We start from the raw sequence: 14,121 nt of genomic DNA, 5'->3' as shown, positions 1-14,121 counted from the left end.
CGCTTACTCATGTTGCTCTTCTTGCTCACTACCTGTGACTGCTTCCTCCGGGACCTTCCGTCCCAGTATCAGGCTGTCCAGGTCAAGGGGGGAGCTTCATGGACACGTGTTTGCGCACTCCCGACGCCTGGATCCCCAGCAGTTCCGCGATGCGCAGCACGGACTGTTGCTCGATGAAGTACAGCAGGGCCACTTCCTTGCGCCTGGGCGGGAGTTCGCGGATCACCTGCCAGCAGCGGTCCAGGTCGTCCCGCGCAATGACCACGTGGGCCAGATCAGGGCTGACCCAGTCGTACAGCCGCTCCACGTCGGCGTGCAGCCGGTCCCCCAGCGTCTCCCGCCGGATGCCGTCGATCCACCTTCTGCGGCACACACTGCGCAGCCAGTTGCGGCGCTCCTCCACGCCCAGTTCGGCGAGCGACTCCTCCCACTGGAGAAAGGCGGCCATGAACGTCTGCTGCACAAGATCCTCGGCTGCGGTCTGATCCCCACCGGTCCGCACCATGGCGTAGCGGGTCAGGCCTATCGCTTCCCGCTCCCATAAAGCGGAGACCTCTTGCACCTTCTCCTGGCCTCGTTGCGTCACACCTGTTTCCCCCTGATCCGTTTCTGATGGCGCTCCGACATGCACCTGCATGGCAGGTCCCCCGCGCCCACGCTCCTGGACCACCAAAGTGCCGCCAGGAGCGTGGCGTACCAGCGCGATCAGGGTGGCTCTGCGTTGCCATTCCGCCAGGAAACCGGCAGCAGCCGCAAGCAGACACAACGGCACCCAGAATCCCAGCTGCGCAAGGACGGGCCCCAACCAGCCTGTCCCGTGCTCTACGAGAGTGTTCACATCACAGAGTCGAACGGGCAGCCCAAAGTGCTGCCTCCGATCCCAAAATTTTCTGGATTGGGGTGTGCCCCCGTGACCGAACCGATCACATCCGGGCCTCCGAGCCGTTACCGACCGCGTGAACGACTACGCCGAACTGGCCAACAGCCGTACGGCCTGGCCCTGATCCGCACCACCCAGGGCCCGCGGCACCATTCGAGCCTGGCGTCACGAGTCGAGAGGCTGGTGCAGGTCCAGGTAGCAGCGCAGCCGCACGCCAGGCTGGCCGACATCCCGCGTCGTCCGGTCCGCCGCCGCCGTCGCCCACCGTGCGGCGAGCACGGCCTGGATGGCAAAGACCGTCGCGTCGTCAACGCCAGCGACATCGATGACAGCCAGCCCTGGCCGAGTCACATGCGTTTCGTTGATCGGAGCCATGTACAGCACTACGCCCGGGCCCGCGGGTGGAGTTCCACCGGTGCGGAAGCTTCACCCGCCCGAGGCACAAGGTAGTTGTCACCCGGTCCCGGGACGGAAGGGCGAGAGCCAACCGCCCTCGGCCCTCTGCTCGGGCACGGCCTGGTCGTACTCCTGGTGCCCGTGTGTGGCCTGCTCGGCTTGGCGGTCAGCGGTGATGGCCCGCTGCTTGCAGTCGTCGCACAGGTGCGGGTGGGTCTCGCGCAGGGCGCCCCACCCGGCGGGCTCGATGGCCTTCCACCGTTCGTCGGTGAACCGGGTGCCACAGTCGGCGCACACGGGACGGCAGGCCTCTCGCTCGGCCCGCTGCTGTGCGGCGATGCGGCGCAGCTCCTCCTTGTGCTCCCGCTGGCCGGCGGCGTACTCAGCTCGCTGGCGGGCGCCGGCCGTTTCGCGGCGCGGGTTGCCGATCGCCTCGAGGAGCGTCTGGTTCTGTGGTCGGCCGAAGCGCCGGAAGACGCTCCGGCCGGGCCGTACTCCTTCAGATGCTTCATGCCGGTGACCGCGATGGGCAGCTTGCCGTCGTACATGTGGAAGCCGTCTTCATACGCGTCGCCCTTCCAGTGCCGCTGGGTCAGCTCGGCCAGCTACGCGATGACGGTATTGGGGTTGCGCGGGCCGATCCGGTTGAAGACGAGCAGCAGCGGCGGGTGCAGCTGATCGCCGTGGCGGCCGTCGGGCACCCACCAGCGGGTGCGCCACATCGGCCGCTCGGTGCCGTCGACGTCCTTCACCTTCCACTGGCCAAACCGCATGTACTTGTCGATCTTCGCGGCGAGGACCTGCGCGGACTCGAAGCAGTTGTCGATCTCCACGAACAGCAGCGGCACCCCGTCCTCGGGCGCGGTGATGACGATGTCCGCCTGGGCTCCGCCCTTGCCCGGGTTGGACCAGGTGCCGGTCGTGGGCAGCGCCACCTCGGTCGTGTAGGAGGCAATGGTGCCCAACCCGGCGGGCGCGTCGACGGCGGCCTGCGCGGCGGTGAGAACGTCGGCCTTGGACCTGGACCCCGCCAACTGGTCCCTCTACCTGGACCTGGCGGATGTGCGCGCCTAGTGACCTGGTTTTGAGGTCGTGGGTCGCCACGTGAGGCGTCTTCTGTTTCAGGTTGCGGTGTTCGCCTGCGGCGGGTCACGCGTTAGCGCTGTCCTGTGAGCATGGGCGATACCCGGCTGGAACCTGTCGTGCTGTCGGAGGCCGAGCGGCTGACGCTGGAGAACTGGGCCAGGCGCCGCTCGACCGCGCAGGGACTGGCCGTTCGCGCACGCATCGTGCTGGCGTGCGCGAACGGCTGGAACAACACCGTGGTCGCCGCGCGGCTCGATGTCGGCAGAGACACCGTGCGCCGCTGGCGCACACGGTTCCTGCGCGACCGTCTCGACGGACTCGTGGACGAGCCACGGCCCGGAGTGCCGCGGACCATCACCGACGCCCAGGTGGAAGAGGTAGTGGTCCGCACCCTGGAAGAGACACCCTCCGCGGGCACGCACTGGTCCAAGCGGGAACTGGCCAAGGTCGTGGGGATCTCACCCGCGAGCGTGCTGCGGATCTGGCATGCCTTCGGCCTGCAGCCGTGGCGGACCGAGACCTTCAAGATCTCCCCGGACCCGTTCCTGATCGACAAGATCCGTGACGTCGTCGGTTTGTATCTCGCTCCGCCGGCGAACGCCGTCGTCTTCGCGGTCGACGAGAAACCACAGATCCAGGCCCTCGAACGGACCGCACCGGTCCTGCCCATGATCCCGGGAGTGCCCGAGCGGCGGAGCTTCGACTACGTCCGCCACGGCACCATCGACCTGTTCGCCGCCCTGAACACCGCGACCGGCAAGGTCATCAGCAAGCTGTCCGCCCAGCACCGAGCAGTCGACTTCCGCGACTTCCTCGACGAGATCGACCGCCAGACCGAACCCGGCCTGGCGGTCCACGTCATCTGTGACAACCTCTCCGCCCACAAAGCACCCGTGGTGCACAAGTGGCTCCTCGCCCACTCCCACTTCCAGCTCCACTTCACCCCCACCTACTCGTCCTGGATCAACCAGGTCGAGCGGTGGTTCGCCGAGCTGGAACGACGCTGCCTCGAACGCGGAGTGTTCTGCTCACTCGATGACCTCAAGAGCGCACTCGAAGACTGGATCAAGGTCTGGAACGACGCCGCCCGGCCCTTCAAGTGGACCAAGACCGCCGACCAGATCCTTGACCGCATCGGCCGCTACTGCGACAGGATCTCTGAACCAGGTCACTAGCAGGGCGACTTCACCGCAGCCACACTCCTCGCCGCGCATGGCCTGCAGCACGAGCCCCACGAAGTCTTGCTGCACGCGGCGGGAGCCGCCTACCGCACACGCCTCTCCGGTTCGTCCAGCGACCTGAAAGCTCTGATCGCCCTGGCGCCGGAGCTCTCGAACACCGCCTACCGGAAACTGATCGACTACGCGTGCGCAGGGCCGAGGCTGTCTCGCAGGCTCGTGGCCAAGGCCCGCTGCATCCGCAAAAACTGAAGACACCCTGCCTTGGAAATCGGGCAGGGTGCACGAGGCCGGAGGCGGCAGGCGGCGTCCCGTCCGTGGGCCGGATGGGAAGCCGCCTCGTGGAGTGGTGGCTGCCGGTTTCAGCCGTGGTAGGTGATGTAGCCGTTGCCGTCGCGGTCGTTGGCCTTCTTGGTGTAGGCGTGGACGTCGGCGCGGGCGCCGCCCGGCTTGTAGAAGTAGATGGTGTCCTTGTCGTTGTTCCAGATGAAGTTGCAGTTCTGCCGGTAGACGACGTTGCCCGCGTCGGAGTCGGTGCCGCGGCCGCCGCGCAGCTTGATGTAGTCGCCGGGCTGCAGGGTGTGGTTCTTGGTGAAGGTGAACTTGTTGCCGGCGGCGTCCTTGACGACGTAGCCCTTCAGGTTGACCTTGGCGGTCTTCGAGTAGTTCTTGATCGTCAGGTACTCGTCCTTGGTGTTCCCGCCGGAGCACTTGTTGGAGTCCCGGCCTGGAGCGTCGTACTGGACACCCTTGATCTTCAGTGCCGAGGAGTACTCGGCGGCCTGCGCCGGTACGGCGGTGAGGCTGAGCACGCCGACGACGGCCACGGCCGCGGCGATGGGCAGGGTACGGCTGATACGCATGCGGGTTCCCCCCTGATGGTGCCTATGGAGCATCGGGGAGCATACCGACTCCGTGACCATCGCATGGTCAAATGGTGAAGTAAATGTGAAGACAGGGCAGTGTGGGTTGGTAGTTCTAGGAGCGGGGCTTGATGCAGAACACGGTGCGGCTGAGCAACAGACCTGCCTACAGTCGGATTCTCAGCGCTGGACCACCAGGCGCGTGCCGCGCTCCCCCAGGGAGATTGCCACGGCCCGCTGGACGCTCAACCACACCCCGACTGAGCCAAAGCGGGCCGTCGACAGCCATGCCGTCGCAGAGGCGGCCGACCTGGATGCGCTGACCTGGCGGCAAGCTGCGGGAGCCCCTGCCCAACTGCCGCTGGGTGGCCGACGGACTATGAGGCCGGCTCGTAGGTCACGGTCTGATCGGGGCAGCTGGCCGCCGCCTCGTTCAGGGCCGTCACTTCGGCTTCGTCGGCCGTAAGGCTCCAGCGGAGCTTGGTGGCGACCCATTCCGCGACGTACCGGCAGTGCACCCCGGCCACCGGCGGCAGCCACTCGGCGGGATCCTGGTCGGCCTTCGACCGGTTCGAGCGGGCCGTGACGGCCACCAGGCTGGCGTCGGCGCCCTGGTCGTTGGCGTACGCCTCACGCCGCTGCGCCGTCCACGCCGACGCCCCGCTGTCCCAACTCTCCGCGAGGGGCACCATGTGGTCGAGGTCCAGGCCGGAGGCCGACGTTACCCACACCTGGTCGTAGTACGACCACCAGCGCCCGCCCGTCAGCCGGCAACCGGGTCCGACCACCGGGGGTTCGACGGCCTCGGTGAGCAGGACTTCCGCGCGGGTGTTGCATCCGTCGGACGGATTGTCCCCGGTGTTCCAGTGGCGGAAGGCATCCCGGCTGTAGCCGTCGCGGGACTCGGTATCCACCGGTAGACGGGTGACTGCTTCGGCCAGCGGGAGCGTCTCCGCGGCGTGGGCGGGTGCGGGGATCGTGAGGGGCAGGACGGCGAGGGAGGCGGCGGCCAGGCCGCGCAGCACAGAGGTGAGCATGAGCCCGTTGATAACGGCCCCCCAGGGGGCGCTCTCAGGCGTTTGGCGAGTGCGCCGCCCTTGTGGGTGCAATGGTCGTACCGGAACCGGGCGGCACGGCTTCCCGGAACACTCCCCTCGAGCACGTCCGTGCACCCCGGCTACTGGGAGAGGAGCAAGCTGATCAAACCTCGTACGATCAGGCTGCGGGGAGTCAGCACGCACACCGCGCCGTACCCGGTACGGGTGGCGCCGGCCGGACGCGAGAACTTCAGCGAGCGTCGGAGCGTCGTGCCGGGTATGAGGCCGATCAACGACGTACATGTGGCGGAGCCGGGACTTGCGGTGGTGGAGGTCGCGGCCGCCGATGACGAGACCGCGTTCGCCATCCAGGAACTGCTCGCCACACGGTGCGCGGTCGCCGTGGCGGACCGCACGACCCGTGAGCCGGGCGAGCCGGGTGTGCGGCTGCGCTGCTACCTGGACCTGCGGCAGGAGGCTACCCCGGCCTGACCCGGGCCGCTGTTCGTCGACGCTGCCTCTCCCCCCGTGTCTGGCGGGAGGGTTGGCGTCGCGGTATGTAGTCAGCCGCGGCGGCGGAACAGGGCGCGGCGGGGCCTTCCCGGCTCCTGGCCGTGGCCGTCCTCCGAGGCCGGCTGCATGGCGGCCTGCCGGCATGCAGCGTCGGCGGCTTCCCGCTGGGCGACGTTGTCGGCGTGACAGGGACCGCACGCGGACAGCTCACCGGCCTTCGGCATGAAACTGTGCATGGTGGTCTCCTCCCACCGCTGGTCGGTGAACTTCTGTCCGCACCGCTTGCACACCGGCCGCCGCGCCTCCCGCTCAGCCGCCCTGCACCGTTCTTCTTCCGCTTCGGCGCGGGCGGCCTGGCGGTGGTAGAGGTCCTCGCCGTCGGGGTTGTCGAGCGCGTCGGTCAGCTTCTGCTCGCCGGCCCTGCCGAGACGTCGCCACACCGCCGCGTCTGCGCCGTGTTCCTGGAGCTGCTCCAGGGTGGTGATGACGACCGGCACTGCCTGGCTGTAGTCCTTCGCCGTGATCGCCTTGCGGTAGTAGCTCTCGTACCGGCGCGGCGCCCAGTAGCGGCGGCCGGCTTCCTTAAGGACCTGCACGGTGTTGTCGACCTTCGCCTCGGTGGTGTCGGCGAACACGAACGCGAGTGGCACCAGGCCCTCCCGGCCGGTCGGCGGGTAGATGCGGCGCCACAGCCGCTTCTCGTGGTCGACGTGCTCGATCGCGTCCGGCCGCGAGCGGACCAGGTGCACGGTGTGCTTGTCCGCGTCCGGTGCCAGCAGTCGGCCCCACTGCCAGTACCGGCGCAGCTTGTGCACCAGGTCGTGGGCGTCCTCGGTGCGGCGGTCGATCTCCAGCAGCAGTACCGGCACCCCGGCCGCCGGCGCCCGCATCACCAGGTCCGCCCGCTGGGCATAGCCGCCTGCGAGCCGGTGGGCGACCTCGGTCTGGAAGCCGAGCCGGTGCCCGATCCCGGCACGGTGCAGTTCGGCGGCCGTGGAGGTGACCGCTGCGGCGTGGTCGTCGTAGCTTCCCGCGAGCAACTCTCCGGTGACCGGGTGGTGCTTCTGCTTGCGCAGCGCTGAGACCCGTATGTTCTTCGGCTCCAGCAGCTGCTTCGCTTCGCGGTGTCCTCGGTCGGTGAGTACCCATACCTGTCGCTGGTCGTCCTGGACCGATTCGATCCTCACCAGGCGGTGGTCCTGAAGATCCAGGAGGTTGTCCCGTGTGAGCTTGTCGTGCTGGTTCTCTGGGCGGGTCAGCTTCCACAGTTGGTCGGGCGTCGCCCTTTGGAAGATCCCCAGTGCTTGCAGCAGTTCCCTGCGTCGGGGTTCGGTCGAGTTCTTCCTGTGCTTGGGACGCCTTTGGGCATGAGGGTTGTCGGAGCTGCGGCGGCCCTCTGTCCGCCGGGTCTGACCTGCGGGAACGTCCGGCTTCTGACGGCGGGGCGCGGAGGGGGTGATGGAGGGGTCTACGGAGGGGGTCTGTTCCGGCTCGTCGGCGGCGCTCGCCACGGGGTGCTCCTGGTGGTGGGGCGGGCTGATCCCGCCGTGCACCTTCTACAGGTTGGTTTTTCGGTCCGCGTGTGACGTTGTTCTTGAGAAACCTGCCGGTCGTGACCCCGTCGTGATCAACACGGAGCAGGGATTCCCACCCTCCCGGCGGTCGGCTCCTGTCCGCAGGACCGGCCCGCGCCGTAGGGCGATCGGCCGGGCGCAGCAGGCACCCGGCCAGCGAACGTAGGCCGTTCCGCTCCGTCCCCCGCCTTTCCGCGCAGGGCGCTGTTGTGGTGCAGGGCGGGGACGGCGCCGACGGCCGGGGTGATTATTGCCGGGTGAAGTGCCACATCTGGGAGGTGGTTGCTGAGTCGGGGTGGGGAAGTTCGCGCAGCGGTGCGTAGTTGTCGTCCCCGTACAGGCCGGTGACAGCGAGGTCCTCGTTCAGGAAGGGCGACAGGACCCATCGTGCGGGGTTTTCGTCGGTGGACCTGAGGATCCACCATTGGGATTTGTTCGTCGTGCACGCGGCCAGGTACACCGAGGACCCTGCCTCGCCTGTCCTGGCGTCGGCGCAGTTCCCGGTACGGGCGCTCTTCCAGTGGAAGATTCCGGGACGGCCGTTGACCTGCTCGAACTGGAATGTGCGCGGGAAGGGATGGTCCTGCCGGTAGTAGACCTGCAGGAAGGTGCCGGCGTTGCCGACCGTGTCGTCGGGGACCAGGTAGTTGGTATGGGCGTCGTTGGTGATGACGACAGGTCCGGAGGGGACGGGGGCGGCGGTGGGTGCGGCTTGAGCGGGTCCGGTCAGGACCGTGGCGGAAAGAATGGCGGCCGCAGCGACGGCCCAGCGTCGGATACTCATGAAGCTGACCATGACATGCCGGATTTGCGTCGAACCGTTCTTTCAGAAGAAGACCACCCGATCGAGCAGAGTCAGCCGTCCGGAATGAACCGGGCCCGGTGTCCGGCGCGGGGCCCTTCCACGGCGCGGAAGCACTGGCCGGGCGCCGTCAGGTTGAGCGAGCACTCGAGGGTATGAGCCGGTTTGGCGCGTTTCGGCTTCGGTGGTGACAGCGGCTCGGTGACGCCGGTGCCGGATACAAGGCGGCTGCGGCCTGAGCCGAGACGGAGAGCGGGGCAACGCCTGGGGACGGGAATTCCTCCCCCTGGGCACTGCCCTGTTTTTGGATGAAATGTCGCAGGTAGCGGACCTGGACAAGGGGGTAGCGCGAGCGTCGTCCGGCGGGTGCGCTCACCGCCGGTGTGCGGACTCTGTCCACGGGTCCGCGCTCCGAGAATCGCTTCTGAGGCCGCCGTGATCAGCGCAGCGGCCCGTATGCGAGGAGCTGTCCATGGTTCAGAACCCGCCCCTGTCCCAGGTTCCCGGCGTGCCTCTCGCTCCGTTGACGCCGGATGCAGCGATAACTGCCTTCGGCTACCCCTCCGGGCCGTGGAGGCCGGAGACACCGAAGTGGTTGCCAGGTTCGCTGGCGCCGGTTTGGGGATGCTTTGGCTGCTCGTGGACGTGGCGGAGCGGATCATCGTCCCGGTCACCGCCCTGTGCGGTCTCGACCCGGACCCGTGCGACGACTCCTTCGCCCCGCAGGCCGTCGGGCGAGTCCTCGTGGCAACCCTACGAGCTGGTCCCCCTTTTCGCCCGGACCGAGGCAGGGTTGACCAGTGCAGCGGACCAGTCGATCGACCCTGCGGCACCCAGCCGGTCAAGGACTTCGTTGTGGAGGCGCCGCCACAAGCCGGCCCTTGTCCAGGCAGCAAACCGGCGGTGCGCGGTGGCTGGGCTCACGCCGAAGCAAGGCGGCAAGCGATGCCATGCACACGACGTGGTCAGCGCGTACACGATCGCGCAGAACACTTTCCGGTCCGCCACCGGAGCCGTTCCACCGCCCTGCCGACGTGGCTTGAACGGCGGTATCAGCGGCGCCGCAATCTCCCACAGCCCGTCAGGAACGAGATCGCGCTCGAGATCCACAGCCATAGCTGGCGATCATGCCTCAAAGCGGCTACGTCCGGTGTCGGCCCGTCCGAGAGCGCGAGGGCTGCCCAGCCCAGTCTTCTAACCTGATCGCGTGATCGACTACGACGATTCCGGCCGCCCTATGGTCCAGGTGGGGGGCTCCGAGCCCGCACGCCTACTGCTCTCGGAGCCGACCCGGCGGTACGAGGACGAACCAACACTGGACTTCCTCGTCAGGGCCCACGGATCCTGGGGAAGTGTCGAGACCTCGGTGGAGACCTGGGACGGTGACGGTCTCGACACCTTCCTTGCCTCACTTGCCGAAGACTTCCGGGGCTGGGAAGGAGTGCGCAGCTGGCACTCCCTCTGCTACGACCTGACCCTCTCAGCGGAACACCACCCTGGTGGCCACGTCCGATTGACGTGGGGAATCCGCGACCGGGCACCCTCCGAGGAATGGCAGTTCGAGACCACCACGATGCACGCGGCAGGGGAGGACATGCGCAACCTCAGCGCCGAGATCCACACGCTCATCGCCAGCGTCGCGGAGTAGCTGAACAAACCCCGAAGCCGGTCCCGACCACATGAGATGACGCCTCAGTAGGCGCCCCTTGGAACACACCACCAGGAGGAATCAGTGTCATCCCCTCAACTGCTCACCCCCGAGGAGAAGCTCGCCGACGCGAAGAGGCTGTTGAGCCTCCCGCGTATCGTCGTGATCTGCGGCTCCACCCGCTTCATGACCGAGATGACCGAGGCCGATCTGCGGGAGACCAAAGCCGGAAGGATTGTCGTCAAACCGGGCTGTGACATGAAGTCGCCACACGAATTTTAGTCCGATCCTGTCGAGGCCGAGGCGCTGAAGGCTCGACTCGATGATCTGCATCGGGCGAAGATCCGGCTCGCTGATGAGGTGCTCGTCGTCGGCGACTACATCGGAGACAGCACCCGGGCGGAAATTGCCTACGCCCGGTCGCTGGGCAAGCCCGTGCGGTTCACGCACCCTGAAGTCGACCCCGACGCCTGACCGCCCACTGCCACCTCGACAACCAGGGACGGGATGGGCTGGGTCGGCTTCTGAACCGCGTGGGTAAACGCATCCAGCGCTCCAGGGGGATGCTGCCGTGCACCCTCGGAGCTCCCCACTGCCCGAGGGGCGTGGGGAACTCCGAGGGTGCGTGTACCTCTATGGAGCAGGCTGCCGCGTTAGTCGATCTTCATGTAGAAGCGGTCGTTGGTCTCGGAGGGCCGGTCCAGGCCCTTGTCCCAGGCCAGCATCCGGTCGTCGACGTAGTACTCGCGCAGCATTCCGCCCGCGACGCGGTTGTCCTTCGCCGGCACCGACTTCACCGAGAAGTCCCAACTGGCGTTGCCCGCCCCTTCGAGGGTGGAGGCGAAGGGGTACTCGTCGCACTGTTCACCGGGGTTGGTTCCGTTGGGCAGGCCCGTGTCCCGGTACAGGTCGCGCTCCGGTCCGGTCTTGAAGCAAGCGCCGTCCTTGTGGTCCTTGTTGGCTTTGGTCTCATCAGAGTGCAACTTCTTGGTGATGCGGTGCAGTCCGGGAGCGTCCGGGTTGGCCGGGTCGTACTTGCCGGGGATCTTCTTGTCCCTCGGCCACGGCTGCCCGGGAGGGGCCAGCAGCGGGTAGGTCGAGCGCGGCTGGTTGAAGGCGATGTACAGGTGCTCGGCCACGGCGTGGTGGGTGGTGCCCCGGTTGTAGGTCAGGTGCGGGGTGACCTCGCTGAAGATGCACGCCTTGGGGTACTTGGCCTTGCCCTTGTTGAAGTAGGTTGCCGAGTCGCAGCGCACCAGCCGCGGCGGGGTTTCCGCCCTGTTCAGCGTGGTGTATTCCTCGTTGTCGGTGAATGCCTCGACGTACCACTGGTTGTAGGAGATCTTGTCGCGGCCTTCGCTGTTCTGCTCGCGGTTATAGATGTCCCAGTTGGCCCAGATCGGGTTGTTGTCCCACGTCGCCCAGGGCATCGTGTACGAGCCGGGGCCTGCCCCGCAGACGTCCGAGTCCTGCGAGCACTGGCCCATCAGGCTCAGCGGCACGCCGGGAGCGACGAAGATGTTGTCGATGGGGCCCCAGTCGTAGTCCACCGAGTCCTTCTCGATCTGCGAGAAGATCCTCACCCGGCGGTCCTTGGCGTCGCCCTGGCCGAAGACCCGCCACACCGCGCTGGTGGTGCCTTCCTTCTCGACCGGGATGCCCTTGCTGTCGATCTCCCAGTACTCGACCTGCAGGTTCCACCTGGCGCAGTAGGTGAAGCGGTTGTAGATCCGGCCGATGCCCTTGTCGGCGGCGTCGCCGTCGAGGCACGCGTTCAGGCGGTCCTCGTGGGGCATCTCCCCGATCGGCACCCACCCGCGGTTGTGCTCGGGAGTCGGGATCGGGTCGGCGGCTGTCTGAGGGCTTTGGGCTGCCTGCCGGGCGTTGTCGGCGGCCGTCTGCTTGGATGCGCGGTCCGCTTCCAGGACCGTCAGCGGCTCGGCTGCCTTCTTGGCGGGCTGGGCCGGTGCTGTGTGGTCGGGCTGGGTTGTGGGCGCGGGAACTGGGAGGCTCTTGTGGCCCTGTTCGCGGGCTTTGCGGCCCTGCGCGCGCAGGTCGGCCAATTCCTGCTGGGAGATGCCGACCTTCATTCTGATCGTCTGGTCAGGGCCGGCGGCCGCGTCCTTGGCTCCGGCGGGTGTTGGGACTGCGGCGGGCTGGGCGGTGGCCAGCTGGGCCGGAAGCATGAATGCCCCTGCCATCACCGCCGCGATCAGTGTGTTCGATCGCCACGTTTTACTCAGCGACATGCGTTGAGAATCCCCCTTGATTCAGCCGGGTTCTGGCCGACCAGCGGTCCCTCGGTCAGCCCGCTTTCCGGCGTGGCAAACGCGGGCACCAGGTTCCAAGGGGGCTCATAGGTAACACAAGGACATTTCAGGCCGAACTTCCCCAGCGGCGAAGGGTGATGAGACCGCCTGCGGCCGGCGTCACCTGCCTGCTGCGCTCAGACCGCCCAGCCAGGATCCCTCGAAGTCTTCTTCCTGCAGCTCCACGCCCGTCACTGCGCGCAGTGCCAGCACGACGCGGTCAGCAGCGTCCACCGCAGCCACCTGACCGGTCGGCTCGTCACCGCGGGAGAAGCCCAAGGACAGCAAGCCCTCGACCGTCTGTTCTGTGTCGGCGGCCGCGTAGGGCAGCCGCCCGGTGACGGCATCCAGCTCGCACACCACCTGGCCGTCGGCCGCCACGTGAACCATCAGCTGGTTGGGGTCCTCGAACGCGGAAGCAGCCACCCGCCCGCTCGCGGACAACGCCTCGAGCACCGCACGGTCCATCCCCGCCCAGCCCTGGGTGCCCTCCAGCTCCACGATCAGCGACCAGCCGTCCCGAAGCTCGCGCCCGAGCAGCAGCACGTCCGACGGTGTGCCGTCGGCTTCCAGCCGCTCGGTCGCCAGCTGCAGCCCATCCGTGACATCTGTAACATCGCGCACGCCCATGCTTTTTAGCGCCTGAGCAGGCGCAAGGTGAGCGAGCGTCATACACCAGCCTTCACCGAACAGTTCGGACAGATCCACCACTCGACGTCTCCTTACTCCCAACTTACGTTCCCACCCTCTCGATCTCTGCCCACGCCATCAAGCAAGCCCCGCCCGGATCCGCTTCCCGCCCGTAACAGATCCCCTTCACGCGTGGATCTGCTGGACCAAGTCGACATGGGTACGGCTCTCAACAGCCGTCTTCGACTGTCTGGGCTGAGGGGGCAGTACCAGTTCCAACAAAGCGTTGACCGTTGCTCCGTCCAGCTCGCTATCGAGGTGGATGAACCGTCGCAGCATCGCTCCGACTGATGGCGGTGCTGGCAGGGGTTGCTGATCGCGTCCAGCAGCGACTGCCGCTGCTCTCCCGGCGACAGGTCCACATCACCGGCTATGCACCTTCTGCCTCGTACAGGCTGAAGGCGATGGTCGCGCCCAGGCCCGTCAGGTTGCCGATGGGCAGCTCCTGGTCGTCGTCAGCGACTGGCCGTGACTTGGGCGCGGTGATTGGCGGGCAGGCAGGTCTGGTGCGGAGGGCCGGGGTGGTCTGGTTCGCCTCTTCCACGGCAGGGTAGCGGTCAGCAGCCATGTGACCCGCTCGGCGAAGCGTGGTTCGGGCACAGGAATCTCGATTCCGGGGTGACGGGTGTAGTGCCGGGTGACGGTGTCGGCGACGTAGTTGGTCAGCGCGTCGATGCGGTGGCGCTTTCGCGGACGGGTGCCGAGGCCGGCGTAGAGCCGGTTGAGGGTGTGCAGGACGGTGGGGAGGCTGGCATCGAAGCTGATCGTCTGCGGGGGATAGGTGCCGACGACGGTGAGGGTGTCCGTGTCGGAGGCTGTGGTAACCCTGTGTGCCTGCTGCCGGTAGAAGTCGGCGGCGTACTGCTCACCGCAGGCCTCGTGGTAGAGGGACAGGGAGTAGCAGGCGGGGGCGTGGTGGTCTCCGGCGGCGTATTGCCACCAGAAGCGGGCTCCTTGTGGGATGCCGGCGACGTGGAGGGCGCAGCCGAGGAGCCAGGCGGAGTGCAGGTCGGGCATCTGGTCGGTGAGGAAGGTGAGGGACTTCTCGGTGACGGTGGCGATGGCGGTTTCGCACAGGGTGTTCAGGTGATGGGCGGCGGCGTGGTGGCGAGGGCTCGGGTAGGGGGGCTGTTGGGGGGCTGGGG

General features: G+C 67.4%; 14 protein-coding genes and 2 pseudogenes. 4 read left to right on the top strand and 12 right to left on the bottom strand.

The window, feature by feature from the left end:
• Positions 1–82: 82 nt before the first annotated feature.
• The 4 genes from IG90_RS0137585 to IG90_RS44100 form a co-directional block, all read right to left on the bottom strand.
• Positions 83–586: an RNA polymerase sigma factor gene (locus IG90_RS0137585; RefSeq protein ID WP_030595335.1), complete on the bottom strand. Its 504-nt coding sequence runs from the start codon at positions 584–586 to the stop codon at positions 83–85.
• 459 nt (positions 587–1,045) lie between these two features.
• On the bottom strand, positions 1,046–1,255 hold the full coding sequence (locus IG90_RS0137580) for a DUF6207 family protein (RefSeq protein WP_030595330.1): 210 nt from the start codon (positions 1,253–1,255) through the stop codon (positions 1,046–1,048).
• A 78-nt stretch (positions 1,256–1,333) separates the two neighbouring features.
• On the bottom strand, positions 1,334–1,573 hold the full coding sequence (locus IG90_RS44105; RefSeq protein ID WP_106973035.1) for a hypothetical protein: 240 nt from the start codon (positions 1,571–1,573) through the stop codon (positions 1,334–1,336).
• Positions 1,574–1,881: 308 nt separating this feature from the next.
• On the bottom strand, positions 1,882–2,310 hold the full coding sequence (locus tag IG90_RS44100) for a replication-relaxation family protein (protein WP_106973034.1): 429 nt from the start codon (positions 2,308–2,310) through the stop codon (positions 1,882–1,884).
• Positions 2,311–2,451: 141 nt separating this feature from the next.
• On the opposite strand from IG90_RS44100, the gene IG90_RS0137570 reads away from it, so the two are divergent.
• Positions 2,452–3,537 (top strand): IS630 family transposase, encoded by a 1,086-nt coding sequence (locus IG90_RS0137570; protein ID WP_030595327.1) that lies wholly within the window; start codon positions 2,452–2,454, stop codon positions 3,535–3,537.
• A 365-nt stretch (positions 3,538–3,902) separates the two neighbouring features.
• Here IG90_RS0137570 and IG90_RS0137560 read toward each other — a convergent pair whose 3' ends face one another.
• Complete coding sequence (locus IG90_RS0137560) at positions 3,903–4,403, bottom strand: lamin tail domain-containing protein (protein ID WP_030595321.1); 501 nt, start codon at positions 4,401–4,403, stop codon at positions 3,903–3,905.
• A 377-nt stretch (positions 4,404–4,780) separates the two neighbouring features.
• Complete coding sequence (locus tag IG90_RS0137555) at positions 4,781–5,440, bottom strand: HNH endonuclease family protein (protein ID WP_030595318.1); 660 nt, start codon at positions 5,438–5,440, stop codon at positions 4,781–4,783.
• 279 nt (positions 5,441–5,719) lie between these two features.
• On the opposite strand from IG90_RS0137555, the gene IG90_RS0137550 reads away from it, so the two are divergent.
• Complete coding sequence (locus IG90_RS0137550) at positions 5,720–5,932, top strand: DUF6207 family protein (RefSeq protein ID WP_030595315.1); 213 nt, start codon at positions 5,720–5,722, stop codon at positions 5,930–5,932.
• A gap of 71 nt (positions 5,933–6,003) precedes the next feature.
• On the opposite strand, the gene IG90_RS0137545 is transcribed toward IG90_RS0137550, so the two are convergent.
• The 3 genes from IG90_RS0137545 to IG90_RS47265 all read right to left on the bottom strand — a co-directional run bounded on the left by IG90_RS0137545 (position 6,004) and on the right by IG90_RS47265 (position 9,445).
• On the bottom strand, positions 6,004–7,464 hold the full coding sequence (locus tag IG90_RS0137545; protein ID WP_233436199.1) for a replication-relaxation family protein: 1,461 nt from the start codon (positions 7,462–7,464) through the stop codon (positions 6,004–6,006).
• Positions 7,465–7,774: 310 nt separating this feature from the next.
• Positions 7,775–8,311 (bottom strand): RICIN domain-containing protein, encoded by a 537-nt coding sequence (locus IG90_RS0137540; protein WP_030595310.1) that lies wholly within the window; start codon positions 8,309–8,311, stop codon positions 7,775–7,777.
• A 771-nt stretch (positions 8,312–9,082) separates the two neighbouring features.
• Positions 9,083–9,445 carry a transposase gene (locus IG90_RS47265; protein WP_078585548.1) on the bottom strand — a complete coding sequence of 121 codons (363 nt, stop codon included), beginning with the start codon at positions 9,443–9,445 and terminating at the stop codon, positions 9,083–9,085.
• Positions 9,446–9,566: 121 nt separating this feature from the next.
• Between IG90_RS47265 and IG90_RS0137535 the strand changes: the two genes are divergently transcribed.
• A complete protein-coding gene (locus IG90_RS0137535) occupies positions 9,567–9,977 on the top strand; it encodes a DUF6228 family protein (RefSeq protein WP_030595307.1) in 411 nt (136 codons plus the stop codon).
• Positions 9,978–10,061: 84 nt separating this feature from the next.
• Positions 10,062–10,451: pseudogene (locus IG90_RS40255) on the top strand (hypothetical protein).
• Positions 10,452–10,630: 179 nt separating this feature from the next.
• Here the strand turns inward: IG90_RS40255 and IG90_RS46500 are convergent.
• The 3 genes and pseudogenes from IG90_RS46500 to IG90_RS0137510 all read right to left on the bottom strand — a co-directional run.
• Entirely contained in the window at positions 10,631–12,178 is a 1,548-nt protein-coding gene (locus tag IG90_RS46500; RefSeq protein ID WP_233436198.1) for a NucA/NucB deoxyribonuclease domain-containing protein, read from the bottom strand.
• Positions 12,179–12,406: 228 nt separating this feature from the next.
• Positions 12,407–12,997, bottom strand: coding sequence for a DUF6461 domain-containing protein (locus IG90_RS0137520; protein ID WP_030595304.1), 591 nt, complete (start codon positions 12,995–12,997; stop codon positions 12,407–12,409).
• Positions 12,998–13,399: 402 nt separating this feature from the next.
• Positions 13,400–14,121 (bottom strand): annotated as a pseudogene (locus IG90_RS0137510) (hypothetical protein); the annotation flags it as partial.

It is taken from the genome of Streptomyces anulatus, assembly GCF_000721175.1.
Classification (GTDB): Bacteria; Actinomycetota; Actinomycetes; order Streptomycetales; family Streptomycetaceae; genus Streptomyces; species Streptomyces anulatus_C.
The sequence above is the reverse complement of the archived record's forward strand: the minus strand, read 5'-3'. Positions and strand labels throughout refer to the sequence as shown.